Annotated in this window: 16 protein-coding genes; 6 read left to right on the top strand and 10 right to left on the bottom strand. The window is 66.9% G+C overall.

Annotated features, from left to right (window positions below; translation table 11 throughout):
* Positions 1–43: 43 nt before the first annotated feature.
* The 4 genes from WNM05_RS06985 to WNM05_RS06970 form a co-directional block, all read right to left on the bottom strand.
* Positions 44–1,570: a fumarate hydratase gene (locus WNM05_RS06985; protein ID WP_434633680.1), complete on the bottom strand. Its 1,527-nt coding sequence runs from the start codon at positions 1,568–1,570 to the stop codon at positions 44–46.
* Positions 1,571–1,803: 233 nt separating this feature from the next.
* On the bottom strand, positions 1,804–2,532 hold the full coding sequence (locus tag WNM05_RS06980) for an MgtC/SapB family protein (protein WP_434633679.1): 729 nt from the start codon (positions 2,530–2,532) through the stop codon (positions 1,804–1,806).
* A gap of 120 nt (positions 2,533–2,652) precedes the next feature.
* A complete protein-coding gene (locus WNM05_RS06975; RefSeq protein WP_434633678.1) occupies positions 2,653–4,302 on the bottom strand; it encodes an Nramp family divalent metal transporter in 1,650 nt (549 codons plus the stop codon).
* Between the two features lie 558 nt (positions 4,303–4,860).
* Positions 4,861–5,757, bottom strand: coding sequence for a DMT family transporter (locus tag WNM05_RS06970; RefSeq protein ID WP_434633677.1), 897 nt, complete (start codon positions 5,755–5,757; stop codon positions 4,861–4,863).
* A 95-nt stretch (positions 5,758–5,852) separates the two neighbouring features.
* Here WNM05_RS06970 and WNM05_RS06965 point away from each other — a divergent pair, with 95 nt between their 5' ends.
* The gene (locus WNM05_RS06965; RefSeq protein WP_434633676.1) at positions 5,853–6,674 is read left to right on the top strand and encodes an AraC family transcriptional regulator; all 822 of its coding nucleotides are present in this window, start codon (positions 5,853–5,855) and stop codon (positions 6,672–6,674) included.
* Here the strand turns inward: WNM05_RS06965 and WNM05_RS06960 are convergent.
* Both WNM05_RS06960 and WNM05_RS06955 read right to left on the bottom strand, forming a co-directional pair.
* Positions 6,664–8,079 (bottom strand): cryptochrome/photolyase family protein, encoded by a 1,416-nt coding sequence (locus WNM05_RS06960; RefSeq protein ID WP_434633675.1) that lies wholly within the window; start codon positions 8,077–8,079, stop codon positions 6,664–6,666. The genes WNM05_RS06965 and WNM05_RS06960 overlap by 11 nt on opposite strands.
* Positions 8,076–9,023, bottom strand: a complete 948-nt coding sequence (locus WNM05_RS06955; protein ID WP_434633674.1) for a LysR family transcriptional regulator — start codon at positions 9,021–9,023, stop codon at positions 8,076–8,078. The genes WNM05_RS06960 and WNM05_RS06955 overlap by 4 nt, the downstream gene beginning before the upstream one ends.
* Positions 9,024–9,145: 122 nt before the next feature.
* Between WNM05_RS06955 and WNM05_RS06950 the strand changes: the two genes are divergently transcribed.
* Both WNM05_RS06950 and WNM05_RS06945 read left to right on the top strand, forming a co-directional pair.
* Positions 9,146–9,616, top strand: coding sequence for a DMT family transporter (locus WNM05_RS06950; protein ID WP_434633672.1), 471 nt, complete (start codon positions 9,146–9,148; stop codon positions 9,614–9,616).
* 2 nt (positions 9,617–9,618) lie between these two features.
* On the top strand, positions 9,619–10,071 hold the full coding sequence (locus tag WNM05_RS06945) for a DMT family transporter (protein WP_434633670.1): 453 nt from the start codon (positions 9,619–9,621) through the stop codon (positions 10,069–10,071).
* Positions 10,072–10,080: 9 nt separating this feature from the next.
* On the opposite strand, the gene WNM05_RS06940 is transcribed toward WNM05_RS06945, so the two are convergent.
* From WNM05_RS06940 to hmpA, 3 genes are all read right to left on the bottom strand, one after another.
* Positions 10,081–10,422, bottom strand: coding sequence for a YnfA family protein (locus WNM05_RS06940; RefSeq protein WP_434633667.1), 342 nt, complete (start codon positions 10,420–10,422; stop codon positions 10,081–10,083).
* 641 nt (positions 10,423–11,063) lie between these two features.
* Positions 11,064–11,501, bottom strand: a complete 438-nt coding sequence (locus WNM05_RS06935) for an Rrf2 family transcriptional regulator (RefSeq protein WP_434633665.1) — start codon at positions 11,499–11,501, stop codon at positions 11,064–11,066.
* Between the two features lie 69 nt (positions 11,502–11,570).
* Entirely contained in the window at positions 11,571–12,785 is a 1,215-nt protein-coding gene (gene hmpA, locus WNM05_RS06930; protein WP_434633662.1) for an NO-inducible flavohemoprotein, read from the bottom strand.
* Between the two features lie 258 nt (positions 12,786–13,043).
* Between hmpA and WNM05_RS06925 the strand changes: the two genes are divergently transcribed.
* The gene (locus tag WNM05_RS06925) at positions 13,044–15,668 is read left to right on the top strand and encodes a glycoside hydrolase family 15 protein (protein WP_434633659.1); all 2,625 of its coding nucleotides are present in this window, start codon (positions 13,044–13,046) and stop codon (positions 15,666–15,668) included.
* Positions 15,665–15,991 (top strand): hypothetical protein, encoded by a 327-nt coding sequence (locus WNM05_RS06920; RefSeq protein WP_434633657.1) that lies wholly within the window; start codon positions 15,665–15,667, stop codon positions 15,989–15,991. The genes WNM05_RS06925 and WNM05_RS06920 overlap by 4 nt, the downstream gene beginning before the upstream one ends.
* 39 nt (positions 15,992–16,030) lie before the next feature.
* On the opposite strand, the gene WNM05_RS06915 is transcribed toward WNM05_RS06920, so the two are convergent.
* Entirely contained in the window at positions 16,031–16,345 is a 315-nt protein-coding gene (locus WNM05_RS06915) for a hypothetical protein (protein ID WP_434633655.1), read from the bottom strand.
* Between the two features lie 227 nt (positions 16,346–16,572).
* Here WNM05_RS06915 and WNM05_RS06910 point away from each other — a divergent pair, with 227 nt between their 5' ends.
* Positions 16,573–17,100: a GNAT family N-acetyltransferase gene (locus WNM05_RS06910; RefSeq protein WP_434633653.1), complete on the top strand. Its 528-nt coding sequence runs from the start codon at positions 16,573–16,575 to the stop codon at positions 17,098–17,100.
* The last annotated feature ends 16 nt before the right edge of the window (positions 17,101–17,116 follow it).

The raw sequence follows: 17,116 nt of genomic DNA, 5'->3' as shown, positions 1-17,116 counted from the left end.
CCGCTCGAATGAGCGGCATTTTCGCATCGTCAAAACAACGGGCTCAGCCTGCGCTGACCGGGATCTTGCCTATCTTGACGCGCCATTCGGCCGGACCGGTGTTGTGCACCGAGGTGCCACAGGAATCGACCGCCACCGTCACCGGCATGTCCTTGACCTCGAACTCGTAGATCGCCTCCATGCCCAGGTCGGCAAAGCCCACCACCTTGGACGCCTTGATCGCCTTGGATACCAAGTAAGCGGAGCCGCCGACGGCCATCAGATAGACGGCCTTGTTGTCGCGGATCGCCTCTATCGCCGCCGGGCCGCGCTCGGCCTTGCCTATCATGCCGAGCAAGCCGGTCTGCTCCAGCATCTGGCGCGTGAACTTGTCCATCCGCGTGGCGGTGGTCGGGCCGGCAGGGCCGACCACCTCGTCGCGCACCGGATCGACCGGGCCGACGTAGTAGATGAAGCGGTTGGTGAAGTCCACCGGCAGCTTCTCGCCCTTGTTCAGCATGTCGATCATGCGCTTGTGGGCGGCGTCGCGGCCGGTCAGTATCTTGCCGTTCAGCAGCAGCACGTCGCCCGGCTGCCAGCTGGCCACTTCTTCCTTGGTGATCTTGTCCAGATCCACGCGCTTGCCGGACGAGGCGTCGTAGGTGATGTCCGGCCAGTCTTCCAGGCTGGGCGTTTCCAGGTGGGCCGGACCGCTGCCGTCCAGATGGAAATGGATGTGGCGGGTGGCGGCGCAGTTCGGGATCATCGCCACCGGCAGCGACGCCGCGTGGGTCGGGTAGTCGAGGATCTTGACGTCCAGCACCGTGGTCAGGCCGCCCAGGCCCTGGGCGCCTATGCCCAGCGCGTTGACCTTGTCGAACAGTTCCAGCCGCAGCGCTTCGACGCGGGACAGCTCGGCGCCGGCGGCGGCCTTGGCCTTCAGTTCGTGGATGTCGACGTGGTCCATCAGGCTTTCCTTGGCCAGCAGCATCGCCTTCTCCGGCGTACCGCCTATGCCCAGGCCGAGGATGCCCGGCGGACACCAGCCGGCACCCATCGTCGGCACGGTCTTCAGCACCCAGTCGACGATGGAATCGGACGGGTTCAGCATGGCCATCTTGGACTTGTTCTCCGAACCGCCGCCCTTGGCCGCGCAGATCACCTCCACCTGCTCGCCTTCGACGATCTCGAAGTGCACGACGGCCGGCGTGTTGTCCTTGGAGTTCTGGCGCTTGCCGGCCGGATCCAGCAGCACCGAGGCGCGCAGCTTGTTGTCCGGATGGTTGTACGCGCGGCGCACGCCCTCGTTGACCATCTCCTGCACGCTGAGCTGGGCGTCCCACTGGACTTTCATGCCGACCTTCAGGAAGACCACGGCGATGCCGGTATCCTGGCAGATCGGGCGGCGGCCCTCGGCGCACATGCGGCTGTTGACCAGGATCTGCGCCATCGCGTCCTTGGCGGCGGTGCTCTCCTCGTTCAGATAAGCCTGGTACAGCGCGTCGATATAGTCTTTCGGGTGGTAGCAGCTGATGTACTGGAAGGCATCGGCAATGCTCTGGATGAAGTCTTCCTGGCGGATGATGGTCATAAGGCTGTCTCGAGAAACCGGGCGCCGGTCGGGCCGCCCGTGGATTACCCCGCCGCCGGCGCCCCGTCCTGCCCGCGCCCGGCGACAACTAAAAACCTAGTTATGATTGTAACACCGTCTGTCATGAACATTGATGGCGGACAAGGCGTCGCGACGCGCTTGCCGCCGGGATCCGGATGCGAAACAGCCGCCGGGCGATCGCCGCGGCGGCTGTCCTTGCCGGTTTCCCGCGCTCACTCGCTGGTGCTGGTGTTCCAGTAAGCCTGGCTGATGTAGGGCTTGGCGGCCAGATCGGCGGCGATGCGGTCCAGTTCTTCCGAATCGACCGAGGTGGCCAGCAGCGTGGCCGTCATCTCCACCTCGTCGTCGCCGAAGGCCTCGACATCCAGGTCGCCGACCGGGTAGTTGGCCTGCTCCAGCAACTCGCCCACCTGGGCCAGCGCCAGCTTCTGCTCGTCGCGGCTGGCGATCACGCACAGCTGGTAGGTGACTTCGCTGGCGTCGTCGTCGATCGGACGGCGGTTGATCGAATTGACCACCGGCCGCAGCAGCGTGTTCACCGCCAGGACGAAGATCGTGGTCAGCACGGCCTGGCCCAGCATGCCGGCGCCGGCGCAGGCGCCGGTGGCGGCCGACCCCCACAGCGTGGCGGCGGTATTGAGGCCACGCACGTTCAGCCCCTCCTTCATGATGGTGCCGGCGCCGAGGAAGCCGACGCCGGAAACCACATAGGCGACCACCCGCGCCGCGCTGCCGGAGCCGTCCAGCTGCAGCGCCATATTGACGAAGGCCGCCGCGCTGACGGCGACCAGCGCATTGGTGCGCAGGCCGGCGGTACGCTGGCGGTATTGCCGCTCCAGGCCGATCACGGTGCCGCAGACGAAGGCCATCGCCAGGCAGACCAGCGAATGCAGCAGGCCGAACAGGTCGAAATCGAACAGATTGTGCAGGTTATAGTGCATGCGTCCTCCTGCTTGTGTGGGATTGATCAAGGAACGCGCAAATACCAAAGCCGTCGGGATGGCTCCGCGCCGCCGGCGCCGCGCCTGATGCGCCACGCCGGCCCCACCTTAACCCGGCGCTCAGTGCCCGAGCAAGGCGACCTGCGTCACCTTGTACACCACCATGATGACGGCCACCACCAGATAGCCGCGCAGCACGGCCATCCACATGCGGTTGCTGCGGGACAGCACCATCGGCTTCAGCTGGGCCAGCGGCGGCATCCGCCAGGTCTGCATGTACAGCTTGCTTGGCTTGGCCTCTTCCTGCAGGTCGGCGCCGGTCTCGGCGTCGCGGCGTAGCTTGACCGTATGCGCGGCGATCACCACGATGCCGCCGACAATGCCGCCGCCGACCAGCACGTTGACGATGGTCTGGCTGGAGATGTCCGGCCACAACACCGACGCGGTCAGGATCACCGACAGCAGCACCAGCACCGCCGCGACCAGGCCGGTGAACAGATTGGTCCAGCGGCCGTTGACCCACGGCCCCAGCACGTCCTTGTCGTTGCACAGCAAGAGCAGGAACACCGAGGCGGACGGCAGCAGCACGCCGGCCAGCGTCTGCACCGCGTTGGTCAGCAGCCCCAGCGGCACGCCGGGGATCAGCACCAGGGACGCGGCGCCGACGATCAGCAGGAAATACACCAGGTAGAAGGCGCGGGCGTCGGACGGCTTGCGATGCAGCGAGTGCTTCATGTTCAGCACATCGGCCAGCGCGTAGGCGGTGGACAGCGACACGGCGCTGGCGCCGATCAGGCTGGCGTCGATCAAGGCGATGGCGAACAGCACGCCGGCCAGGTGGCTATGGTATTTGGATAGGCCCGCGGCGACGGCGCCGGCGTCCTGGAAATTGCCGAACTCCGGCCTGCCGGCGAACAGCGCGGCCGACATGCCGATGATGGCGATGGCGCCGATCAGCACCAGCACGATGCCCAGCCACAGGTCGGCGCGCTCGTACTTGATGAAACGCGGCGTGATGCGCTTGTCTATCACGTAGCTTTGCTGGAAGAACAGCTGCCACGGCGCCACGGTGGTGCCGACGATGCCTATGATCAGCAGCATCACGTCGGACAGCTTGCCGCCGGCCGGCATGCCCGGCACGAACAGGTCGTGGCCGATCTGGGACATCGGCGGATGCACCATCATGAACACCGGCACCAAGAGCAGGCTGAACACCACCAGGATCAGCGAGAAGCGCTCGAAGCGGCGGAAGTCGCCGGTGCTGGCCGCGGCCATCACCAGGCCGGCGGCGGCGATGACGCCCCAAACCTTGGGCAGGCCCAGATACTGCAAGCCCAGCGTGATGCCGATGAATTCGGTGACGATGGTCAGCGCGTTCAGCAGGAACAGGTCGATGGCGCTGAAGGCGCCCCAGAACTTGCCGAAACGCTCCAGGATCAGCCGGGCGTGGCCGACGCCGGTGACGGCGCCCAGGCGCAGCACCATTTCCTGGTTCACGTACAGCACCGGAATCAGCAGGATCAGCGTCCACAGCAGCGAGGTGCCGTAGTTCTGCCCGGCCTGGGCGTAGGTGCTGAAGGCGCCGGCGTCGTTGTCGCCGACCATCACGATCAGGCCGGGGCCCAGGATGGCAAGCAACGTGCGCAGCCTCTGCCAGAGGCCGTTGCGGGCGGCCACGTCGCCGTGGCGTATGGTGCCGAATGCGCCACGGATGTCTCCGATGTGGGCGCTGTCGAGTACAGCTTCGTTGTTCTTGACGTTATTCGTCATTGTCATCGTCTCCGAACAGGCGGCGCAAGCGGGGACCGCCCGTCGTTTTTCAGGCAAACGAAGGCATGCGGGCACGGCCGCGGCTGCGAGCGTGCTGGACGCTGCGCATGCAGGCGCGGATGTGCGCAAACCTGATTTAGGCGTCCGACAGGGTTCGGTACGCGGTCATCAGCAGTAACGGTATTAGGGTAGATACGCGGCCGCGGCGGAATGGCCGAGCCTGGGATGCGCACTGTCTAGCCTCGCGGCGGGACAGCGGCCAAGAAAATGGTGACGATGCCTTTGCCGGTCAGCACGACCCGGTGGATAACCAACTACTACTGCAACTTTCCAAGGCATCAGCCCCCAGTTATGAAAACGCCGCGATGGTAATCCCGCCGCGAAATAAACGTCAACACCCCGATGACAAAGCATTTCCGCGCTGCAACACGGCCATGCGCAGCAATCTGCCACGACATGGCCGCGCATCGATCCGACGCGTGGATTTAGCTTCGCTCCGGCGCCGCGGGCGCAATAAAACGCCACATCGGTCAGGTAAATTTTTGTTAATGAATTGTGTTATTTATTTACAAAAGCCATCCGTCTCGCCCCGCCCAGCCCCAAGACGCCCTGCCCCAGCGCGACGCCGAGCAGGATCAGACCGCCGCCCAGCCAGTGGTAGCCGTGTATCGTTTCCCCGAGCAAGGCGCTGGCCAGCAAGGCGGTGAACAAGGGCAGCAGGTTCATGAAGATGGCGGTGCGCTCGCTGCCCAGCCGCTGGATGCCGCGCATCCAGAAATAGGCCGCCAGCAGCGAGGAGCCGATGCCGGCGAACAGCACCAGGCCGACGCCCTTGGCCGGAATCGCCATGCTGTGGGCGGTCAGCGTCAGCGGCAGCAACAGCAATACCGCCAGGCTGGCCTGCAGATAGAGATTGAGCCAGGCGCCGAACGGCGGCGCCCAACGCCTGAGCAGGATGCCATACAGCGCGTAGGACGCGGCGCCGGCCAGGATCAGCGCGTCGCCGGTATTGACGCCGTTGGCCAGCAGGCTGACGGGATCGCCCTTGCCGAGCAGATAGACCACGCCGGCCAGCGACACCGCCACGCCCAGCCAGGCCAGGCCGCTCACCTTCTGGCGGAAAACCGCGGCATTCAACAGCAGGCCCAGCAGCGGCACCAGGGCGGTGATCACGCCCATATTGGTGGCGCTGGTGCTGTGGGCGGCGTAATAGGCCAGGCACTGGAACATCACCATGCCCAGCATCGCCAGCGCCAGCAGCTTGCCCAGCCAGGGCTTCAGTTCGCCGGCGCGGCGGCGCAGCGCGGGCAGGCAGAACGGCGTCAGCACCAGCGCCGCCAGCAGCCAGCGATAGATGGAGATCGCCGCCGGGTCCAGCACCTGGGCGGCGGCCTTCGAAACAATGGTGTTGGCGGCCCAGATCAGTACCGCCAGCAGGGGAAACAGCATGGCCATCACAGCCTCCTTCGACTCTATAGGCCTATTGTAGAGCCGTCCGTTATGGACGATATAATGCAAAACAGACAAAACACTGAGGCAAACCGGACAATATGGACAGCGCGCAAGACGACTATTTAGCCAGCGACCATGACCTGCCGGAGCCTATGCCGCTGACCTTCCGCTTCCACCGCTTCGCGCCGAAAAGCGAGTTCGCCCGCCACCGCCACCGTTGGGGACAGCTGAGCCGCATCAATCTGGGCATGATGGAGCTGCTGCTGGACGAGGGCCGGGTGGTGGCCACCGCGCAATACCTGCTGTGGACGCCGCCGGCGGTGCCGCACGCCGCCTACATCCACCAGGCGATGTATTACACCTCGATCTACGTCGGCGACGAAGCGGCCGCGCGGCTGCCGCCCGCCACCTGCCTGCTGGAGCAGACGCCGCTGGTGCGCGCGCTGCTGGACGACTTCGGCCAGCGCCAGATCACCGTGCCGACCGAGCCATGGGACATCCGCCAGGCCGAACTGCTGTGCCAGCGCATCCTGCAATCGGGCCGCGAGGCCAGCTATCTGCCCGACAGCCGGCAACGCGTATTGCAGCCGATACTGGACGCGATACGCCAGGACCCGGCCGACGCCACCACGCTGAAGCAATGGGCGGAGCGCGTGTTCAGCACCGAGCGCACGCTGGCGCGGCTGTTCCAGCGCGAGCTGGGCATGAGCTTCGGCCAATGGCGCAACCGGGCGCGGCTGCTGGAAGCCTTGTCCGGGCTCAAGCAGGGCGACAGCGTGCAGGACATCTCGGCGCGACTGGGCTATGCGACGCCGTCGGCCTTCATCGCGATGTTCCAGAAGCATCTGGGCGACTCGCCGGAGCGCTACCGCCGCCAATCGCTGGACGAGGGCGGCTGGCCGGACGAATTCAGCGCTTGAACAGCGCCAGCGCCAGCTCGCGCTGAATCGCGTGGTCGACGATGGGATGCGGATAGTCGCGTCCCAGCCGCACGCCGGCTGACATCAGTTGTTCCGGCTTGGCCTGCCACGGCGCGTGGATCAGCTTGTCCGGCAGCGCCGCCAGCTCCGGCACGTAACGGCGGATGAAGCGGCCGTCGGGGTCGAATTTCTCGCTCTGGCTCACCGGATTGAAGATGCGGAAATAGGGCTGGGCGTCGCAGCCGGTGCTGGCCGCCCACTGCCAGCCGCCGTTGTTCGCGGCCAGGTCGAAGTCCAGCAGCTTTTCCGCGAAATACTTCTCTCCCCGGCGCCAGTCGATCAGCAGATCCTTGACCAGGAAACTGGCCGTCACCATCCGCAGCCGGTTGTGCATATAGCCGCTGCGGTTCAGCTGGCGCATCGCCGCGTCCACCAGCGGATAACCGGTGCGGCCGTCGCGCCAGGCGTCGAACCATTCGGGATCATTGGGAAACGGCAGCGCGTCGTATTCCGGCTTGAACGCGTGCGCGACCACGTCGGGCCGGTGCCACAGCACCTGCTGGTAGAAATCGCGCCAGATCAGCTCGTTCAGCCAGGTCATCGCCCCCTCGCCGCCGTCGTGCCAGGCGTAGGCGGCCAGCCGTCGGATCGAGATCGTGCCGAAGCGCAGGTGGATGCTGAGATAGGACACGCCCTTGATGCCGGGAAAGTCCCGTTGCGTCTTGTAGCGCTCGATGCGGCCGGCGAAGTCGGCGAACAGCGCCTCGGCCCCTGCCGCGCCGGCCTGGATGGGCAGACCGGACAAGTCGCTGGGCGCGAAGCCGATATCGGCCAGCGACGGCATCGTCTGCGGCCGGCGCGGCATCAAGGCATCGAGATAGCGCCGCACCGGGTAGGCCTGCAGATGGAACGGCGTCAGCTTCTTCAGCCAGGCGTTCTTGTACGGCGTGAACACCGAAAACGGCTTGCCGGCGCCGGTCAGCACCTCGTCGGTGTCGAAGATCACCTGATCCTTGGCGGCGTGGAAGGCGATGCCGCGCTCGGACAGCAGCCGCGCCACCTCGGCGTCGCGTTCGCGGGCGGCCGGCTCGTAGTCGCGGTTGCAGAACACCGCGTCGGCGCCCAGTTCCGCCGCCAGCCGCGGAATCTCGTCGACAGGCAGGCCATGGCGGACCAGCAGATCGCCGCCCAGCGCGTTCAACTCGGCCTTCAAGGCCGCGACGCTCTGATGGATGAAATCGACGCGGCGGTCGTCGCGCGGCAGCGCGTCCAGGATGGAGGCGTCGAACACGAAGACCGGCAGCACCGCCTGGCTGTTCTTCAACGCGTGGTAGAAGGCGGCGTGGTCGTCCAGCCGCAGGTCGCGGCGCAGCCAGACCAGCGCCGTCCGGTAACGTTTGCTCATTGGCGTTCCCCGTATTTCGATGACAGCACAGATGGGGGCAGATCCCTGTCCCACAACGGCGCCTCGCCGCCCAGTCTCTCGACCAGGAAGTCGATGAAGGCCCGCGCCTTGGCCGGTAGCCGCCGCTGCGGAGACACGGCGTGGATCGCGTGCGCCGGCAACGGATAGTCGCTCAGCACCGCCGCCAGCCGGCCGGCGGCCAGGTCCGGACCGACGATGAAGGTGGGCATCTCGCAGATGCCCAGGCCGGCCAGCAAGGCGTCCCGCCTCGCCTCGCTGTTGTTGACCTGGTAGTTGCCGCGCGGCTGCACGCGGATCTCGCCGTCCGGCCCCCGGAAGGACCAGTAAGCGCCGCCGCGGTAGTAGGAGTAATGGATGCAGTTGTGCCGCGCCAGATCGGACGGATGCTCGGGCACGCCATGGCTGGCCAGGTAGTCCGGCGACGCGCACACCACCACCCGGCACGGCGCGATGCGGCGCGCCACCATGCGGTTGTCCGGCAGATTGCCGATGCGCACCGCCAGATCGTAGCCGCCCTCGACCAGGTCCACCATCCTGTCGTCCATCGCCATGTCCAGCTGGATGTCCGGGTAGCGGCGCAGGAACTCCGCCGCCAGCGGCGACAGGTGCAGCCGGCCGAAAGCCATGGGCACCGCGACCCGGAGCAGGCCCTGCGGCCTGCCCTGCAAGCCGGCCGCCACCTCCTCCGCCTCGCCGGCCAGCGCCAGCGCGCCGCGGGCGCGGTCGTAATAGCGCTCGCCGGCCTCGGTCAGGCTCAGGCTGCGCGTGGTCCGCTGCAGCAGCCGCACGTTCAGCCCCGCCTCCAGTTGCTGCACGCGCTTGCTGACCGCCGACTTGGAGAGGCCCAATCTTTCGGCGGCGGCCGAAAAGCTGCCGGCCTCGACCACGGCGACGAAAATCGGTATCGCGGCGAAATGCTCCATCTTACTGTCCACTTTTTATCCGCAATAAGTTTCCAAAAATACGGATTATCAGTCAACAGGACACAATGTACAGTTCCGCCATCCGGCCTCGCCGCATTCGTTCAAGACAAGAAGGATTTTCCATGCCCTCCCCTCATCCCGCGGCCCGGCCGTTCGAAAGACACGGGCCTGCCGCGCTGGCGCTGCTCGCCGGCGCCTTGCTCGCGCTGATGATCCACTGCAACAGCCGGCTCGCCGCCTACGGCAATCCGCTGACCGCGTCATGGCTGGCCCACGCGATAGGCATGCTGGCCGCCCTGCTGCTGTGGAAGGCCTTGCGGCAGGCCAGGCCGGTCAGCGGCCGACCGCCCCGCTGGGCCTACCTGGGCGGCGTGCCCGGCGCGTTGACGGTGGCGCTGGCCGCCATCACCGTCAACAGTCCGCTGGCGCTGTCCGGCACGCTGGCGCTGGGCATGACGGGGCAAGTGCTGTTCGGCCTGCTGTCCGACCGCCTCGGCCTGTTCGGCATGCCGCGGCGTCCGCTGCGCCTGAACGACGCGCTGGCGCTGCCGCTGGTGCTGTCCGGCTGCGCGATCCTGATTTTCGGAGCCTGAACATGCTGCTTTTCATGACCCTGGCCATCGTCAACGGACTGTGCATAGGCGGCAGCCGCTCGATCAACGGCAAGCTGGCGCAACACGACGGCGCCCTGGCCGCGTCGTTCTGGAACCATCTGGGCGGTTTCCTGTTTCTGAGCCTGTCGCTGGCCGGCGGCGCGGCGGCGCTTCATCTGCCGCTGGACGCCCCCTGGACCGCCTGGTGCGGCGGCGTCATCGGCGCGGTCTTCGTCGCGCTCAACGGCTACGCGCTGCCGCGGCTGGGCACGATGAAAACCGCGCTGCTGGTGATCGCCGGCCAGATGCTGGCCGGCGTGCTGATAGACCGCCTGGCCGGAGTCGGCGGCAGGTCCGCGCCGGCCCAGCTGGCCGGCGTCGCACTGATCCTGCTCGGCTTGTACGCATCCCGGCGCCATCCGCCGAACACGCCGGCGCCGCGCGCCTCGAACTGATGCAAGCGCCTAGCCGCGCGGCGCCAGCATGATCACAACCATGCCGGCCAGCGCCAGCGCGCAGCCGATCGCATCCCAGCGATCCGGCCTGACGCCGTCCACCAGCCACAGCCAGCCTATCGCCACCGTCACGTAGACGCCGCCGTAAGCGGCGTAAACACGGCCGGCCGCCGCCGGATGCAGGGTCAACAACCAGGCGAACAAGGCCAGCGACAGCGCCGCCGGAACCAGCAGCCACCAGGACCTGCCCTCGCGCAACACCAGCCAAGGCAGATAGCAGCCGACGATTTCGGCCAACGCCGTCAAGACGAACAGACCCGCCACGCGCGGCAGGCCGGCCAGCCATTCCATACATCCTCCCCATGTGCGCCACGGCGCTTTCGACATCATGAAAAATAACGATTCAACACCGATACATGATTTAAAAATCATATCACCATCCAGCCCGGACCGGAGAATGCCATCAGCCTGTCCCGCGCCGGGGAATCGACCACATCGTGTTGCGCGTCGGCCTCCCCCGACCGTTCCGAACGCTTCTATCTGGAAACGCCGGGCTGCCGCGTGGCGAAGAGACGGGAAAAACGGGGATTGGTGCGTCTGGACGCCGGCAGCGTGCTGACCGACCTGGTGGCCGCGAAAGAAAGAAGGAAAGGCGCCCGGCGCCGAGGCCGGTCACTTCGGCCTGCGGGTGGAACCGTTCGACGAGGCCGCGATCCGCGCCCGCCCGGCTCGACCGGGCATCGCCGTCGAACCGTACGGCAACGGCGTCGTACGGCAAGGAGGCGCAACGCAGGATGACCCAGGCATGAGGGCCGCTGATAGCATCCTGAGCCAAGGCGCGCCGACGCAGACAGTACACGTCGTACGGCAAGGAGGCGCAACGCAGGATGACCCAGGCATGAGGGCCGCTGATAGCGTCCTGAGCCAAGGCGCGCCGACGCAGACAGTACACGTCGTACGGCAAGGAGGCGCAACGCCGGATCAGGATGCTATCAGCGGCTCGAACGGTGAAGACGGATGATGGCTTCGCCGGTGGGGCTGGCGACGATGTCGAGCAGCGTGTAGCCGTCCAGCGTCAGGAAAAAGGCCGCCAGCGCCTCGTCCAGCGCCCCCTTCAACAGGCAGCCGCGGCTGAGCGCGCACGGCGGTTCCGCGCAGTCTATCAGCTGCGGCTTGCCTTCCAGCGCCCGCACCACCTCGCCCAGCCGGTAGTGTTCGGGCGGCCGCGCCAGCGCCAGGCCGCCGCCCTTGCCGCGCGCGGTCGCCAGCCAGCCCTGCTGCGCCATGAAGTGCACCACCTTGACCAGATGGTTGCGCGACACCTCGAACCGCTCGGCGATCTCAGGAATGGTGGCCAGCTGGCCGGGCTGCTGCCCGGTCAGATACATCAGCACGCGCAGGCCGAGGTCGGTGAATCGAGTCAGTTGCATGGCGTCCTAATCAATACGGGGAATCGGCGGCAGCATAACGCGGATGCGCCGCCGCCTCAATCGCCGGACTCAGTCGGCCTGCGGATTGGAGCCGAACACCTCGTAATGGATGCGTTCGGCGGCCACGCCGAGGCGGCGCAGGCTGTCGCGCTGCGCGTTCATGAAACCCAGCGGCCCGCACAGGTAGTAATCGGCGTCGGGCAGCAGCGCCATGGCCTTCACGCCGTCCAGGTCCAGCCGGCCGGCGGCGTGGTAGTCGACCCCGATGGCGTCCTGCTCCCTGGGCGTCTCGTAGCAGACGTGGATCTGCAGCTGCCGGTGGCGTTCGGCCAGCTGGCGCAGCTTCCGCCCCATCGCGTGCGCGCCGCCGTGGCGCGCCGCGTGCAGGAAGCGCACTTCGCGGCCGCCGCGCTCGAGCAGCCTGCCCAGCATCGCCTGCATCGGCGTCTGGCCGACGCCGGCGCTGATCAGCACCGCCGGGCCGGTTCGGTCCTCATGCAGGAAGAAATCGCCCTGCGGCGCGCTCAGCTCCAGCACGTCGCCGACCCTGACCTCGCGATGCAGCAGATTGGACATCCGGCCGGCCGGCTTGCCGTCGGCCGCGTCTTCGCGTTTGACGGAGATCCGCAGGTATTCGCCGTTGGGCGCGTCGGACAGGCTGTACTGGCGCGGCTGGCTCAGCCCCCACTCGGAGACGAAGCGCTTGACCGACACGTACTGGCCGGGCTGGAACGACGGCAGCGCGCCGCCGTCGCTGGGCTCCAGATAGAAGGACGCGATCTCCTCGCTTTCCGCTTCCTTCTTCGCCACCCGGAACGGCCGCCAGCCGCTCCAGCCGCCGTCGGCGTTGGTGGTGTCGCGGTACATGTCGTTTTCGATGCCGATCAGCGTGTCGGCCAGCAGGCCGTAGGCCTCGGCCCAGGCCTCGATCAGATCGTCGCCGGCCGCCTCGCCCAGCACCTCGCGTATCGACGCCAGCAGATGTTTGCCGACGATGGGGTAGTGCTCGGCGCGTATGCCCAGGCTGACGTGCTTGTGCGCGACGCGGATCAGCACCGGCAGCAGCGGCGACGGATCGTCGATGTGCTGGGCGTAGGCCAGCACCGCCATCGCCAGCGCCTGCTGCTGCTGGCCGGAATGCTGATGGCCCTGGTTGAACACGTTCTTCAGTTCCGGATTGTGCTCGAACATCCGGCGGTAGAAATGGCTGGTCAGCGCGACACCGTGCTGTTGCAGCACCGGCACGGTGGCCTTGACCAGGGATTGGGTTTGTTCGCTCAACATATTGCCTCCTTAAGATTCATCTTAAATACATCTTATCTGCCGAAAAAAGTCCCCGCTTCACAGGGTCGCAAACAATAAAGATGTACAAATAATACATGTTTATTTGATCGACGTCACAAAATTACAGCAGCGCTGGCTCGCTCGGTCAGATCAATTCATGACGTTTAAATTTTTTTGGTATATCCTCGTAACAAAATTACATAGGTATCACGCTTCAACGCTTCGTCAACGGCAGCGCCATAAAAGGAGACAACAAGCATGTCCCATCGGTCCCTGAGCCGCCCCGCCTTGCTGGGCATCCTGATCGCCGGCCTGTTCGCCCCTGCGGCGCAAGCCGCGGAAGCCTTCGGCTCGCCCGGCGACGCACCGGTCCGCAGCCCGGCCGCCAAGTCCTTCGTCGGCACCGCGGTCAACGGCCCTTCCCGCGTCTATTTCACCGGCTATCGCGGCATCGTGTCCGAAGTCTACTACCCGGTGCTGGACACGCCGGAATCGGTTGACCTCCAATTCCTGGTCGGCGACGCCGGCCAGACCTTCGTCGACGAGGAAAAGCGGCAGGCCTACTCCGCCGGCCAAAGCGACAAGCGCACGATGAGCTGGGTCGCCAGCACCGGCAACGACGGCCACAACTGGCGGATCAGCAAACGCATCTTCGCCGATCCCGACCGCGACGCGCTGGTGCAGCGCGTGACCTTCACCGCGTTGAACGGCCGCAAGCTGGGGGACTTCAAGCTCTACGTTCTGTTCAAGCCCTATCTGGACAACGCCGGCGGCGGCAACAGCGCCCAGACCGTCGCGACCGCCGGCGGCTATGCGCTGGCCGCCGGCCGCAACAACCGCGCGTCGGCGCTGATGGCCAGCCGGCCGTGGAAAACCGTCAACGGCCAGGCCATGCTGTCCAACGGCTTCGTCGGCAAGAGCGATGGCTGGACCGACCTGGTAGGCAGCGGCGACAAGACGATGAACTGGACCTATGATTCGGCCAGCAACGGCAACGTCGCGCAGATGGGCTGGCTGGATCTGGGCGACCCGGCGGCGAGCAGCGTGTCCTTCGACGTGGTGCTGGGCTTCGGCAAGAGCCAGGGCGACGCGATCGCCGCCGCGTCGGCCTCGCTGGGCTCGGACTTGTCGGCCGCGCAGCGGCGATACGACGACGGCTGGCACGCCTATGCCGCCGGCCTGTCCACCCAGGGCGGCCTGGCCGACGACCGCTACTACCTGGCGGCGATGACGCTGAAGACGATGCAGGACAAGAGCAACGGCGCGATGATCGCCGGCATCGGCACGCCGTGGGGCGAGACCCAGGGCGACGCCAACCAGGGCGGCTACCACCTGGTATGGCCGCGCGACCTGTTCAAATTCGCCAACGCGCTGACCACCGCCGGCGACACCGCCACGGCCACGACCGTGGTGAACTATCTGTTCAACACGCTGCAGCAGACCGGCGACTGCGGCGCGGCCGAATACAACGCGCCCGGCTGCGCCGCCGGCTACAGCCGCGTCGGCCGCTTCCCGCAAAACGCCTGGATCAGCGGCTGGCCGTACTGGCAGGGCACGCAGATGGACGAGCAGGCGATGCCCATTCTGCTGGCCTGGCGTCTCGGACCGTCGGTATCCAATCCGCTGTGGCCGAAGATCAAGCTGACGGCCGACTACATCGTGGCCACCGGGCCGTGGAGCTACCAGGAACGCTGGGAGGAAAACGCCGGCTACTCGCCGTCCACCATCGCCGCCGAGATCGCCGGTCTGGTGGCCGCGGCCGACATCGCCCGCGCCAACGGCGACGACGCCAGCGCCGGCCGCTATCTGTCAGCCGCCGACTACTGGCAGCAGAACGTCTCCGCCTGGACCTATACCACCAGCGGCGGCTTCGGCAACGGCAGCTACTACATCCGGATCAACCCGGCCGCCCGTGCCGGCGCAGGAACCGATCGAGCCAGCTTCAATCCGGCGGCCGGTCCGGACACGCCGCAGACGCTGACGGTCAAGAACGGCGGCGGCAGCCACGACGCGCGCCGCGTCGTCGACGGCGGCTTCCTGGAACTGGTGCGCATGGGCGTCAAGCGCGCCGACGATGCGACCATAAGCAACACCATCTCGGTGTTCGACAGCGTGCTCGGCCAGTACCTGGCGCTGCCCGGCGCGCCGGCGCTGCCGGCCAACGCCTGGTTCCGCTACAACTTCGACGGCTACGGCGAGCACAACGACGGCGGCGACTTCGACGGCAGCGGCGTCGGCCGGCTGTGGCCTATCTTCACCGCCGAACGCGGCATGTACGAAATCGCCCGCCAGGGGACCGGCAGCGCCGGCCAGCCTTACTTCGCCACGCTGAAACTGCTGGCCACGCCGGAAGGCATGCTGCCGGAACAGGTGTGGTCGAACAGCGCGACGCTGCCCGACGGCTGGGCCGTGACGACGCCGGCCGGCTACCGGCCGGGCGCGCCGACCAAATCGATGGCGCCGTTGAACTGGGCGATGGGCGAATACATCAGTCTGCTGGCCTCGATCAACGCCGGCCGCGTCGTCGACATCCCGCAGGTGGTCTGCGCGCGCTACAACAACTGCCGCGCCGCGCCCAAGGCCGGAGAGGTGGCGGTCGGCATCAACGCCGGCGCCGTCACGCAATGGGGCCAGCAGCTCTACATCACCGGCGACGCCCGCCAGCTGGGCGCCTGGAACACCGATCTCGGCATTCCGCTGGACGCGGCCGCCTATCCGTCGTGGAGAAATGGCGTCAATCTGCCCGCCGGCCAGAAGATCGCCTACAAGTACTACCGCAAGAACGCCGACGGCAGCGTCGTTTGGGAAAACCTGGCCGGCAACCGCAGCCTGCAGACGCCTGCCGGCGGCAGCATCAATCTGAACGATCAGGTGAACTGGTGATCCCCCGCCGCGTCTGGTCCGCCGTCCTGCTGCTCGGCGCGGCGGCCGGCGGCGCGGCCTGGCGGCTGTGGCCGGCGGAGGCGCCCCCCGCTCCGCCGGTCGCGGCCAAGCCGGCCGCCGCGGCGCCTCTCCGGCCCAGCGTCGATCAGGCCACGCCGGCCACGCAGTGGCGGCCGCCGGCCCGCCCGGCGCTGCCGCCGGTGAAGAAGGGCGGCAACAGCTGGCGGCCGGAGGCGGCCCCGGTCGTCGCGGCGGTCGAGGTCCAGCGCGGCGCGCCGGAGCTCCCCGGCGCGCAGCCGCTGCCGCGCCCGCCGGACCCCTGAACGGCGCCCGGCGATGCCGGCGGGCCGGAAAGCGGCGGCTCACGACAGGCACTGCGCCTTCTCGGGCTTGTCGCATAGATGGGCGTTGTCGCCGGTGCACGCTTTCGCGTAATCAACCGACTGCCACGCCTCGTCCTCGAAACGGGTCTTGAATTCGTCTCCGTCGTCCCACTTGCCGTCCTGATTCTTGTCGCGCCCCACCAGGATGCATTTGGCGGTCTTGTACAGCGGGGAGCCGTCGCAGGTATACGTCGTGATCAGCGCCCACTTGCCGCCGCAGATGGCGGCGGCATGAGCGGCGGACGTTCCCATTAGCATGGCGAGACAGAAGGCGGTTTTGGCGAAGGGTTTCATGGCACGATCATTTAGTTGAAAAACAAATATATATCGCTTACATATCGCCATACGCCCACCGCTCAAGGCTTTTGGGAGCAATCCGACGGCAGACAAGCCGCCTGGCCGCACCGCGTCTACCGGAACGATGCGCCGGTCCCGGCAGGCATGCTAGTTGCTTTTCTTCCGGCATCGGCGGCAGCCGGACCGGCCAGCCGCCAGCCATTCATTGATCGGAGGAAAAGCCCATGCCGAGATTGGAAATCGCCCTGTTCGACGTCGCGCAGACCGAAGCCTGGCAGCCGGAACTGGCCGAATTGCTGCATGCCTGCGTGCACGACGGCGCCAGCATCCATTTCGTGCAGCCCTTTCCCATCGAACAGGCCTCGGCTTTCTGGCGGGACAAGACATTGCCCGGCGTCGCCGGCGGCCGCCGGGCGCTGCTGGTCGCCTTCCTCGACGGAGAACTGGCCGGCAGCGTGCAGCTGGACTGCGACACCCCGCCCAATCAGCCCCACCGCGCCGAGGTATGCAAGCTGATGGTGCACCCGCACCATCGCCGCCGGGGCGTCGCCCGCGCGCTGATGGCGGAGCTGGAGGCCCAGGCGCGCATGCGCGGCCGCGACCTGCTGACGCTGGACACCGCCAGCGGCGACAAGGCCGAGCCGCTGTACCGCTCGCTAGGCTACCAAGCGGCCGGCGTCATCCCCGGCTACGCGCTGGACGGCCGCGGCGAGAAGCGGCAGGCCACCGTCCTGATGTACAAGCCGCTCTGAAAAACAGCCCCATCGC

The sequence above is a fragment of the Chromobacterium sp. CV08 genome (assembly GCF_051129845.1).
Taxonomy (GTDB): Bacteria; Pseudomonadota; Gammaproteobacteria; order Burkholderiales; family Chromobacteriaceae; genus Chromobacterium.
The sequence above is the reverse complement of the archived record's forward strand: the minus strand, read 5'-3'. Positions and strand labels throughout refer to the sequence as shown.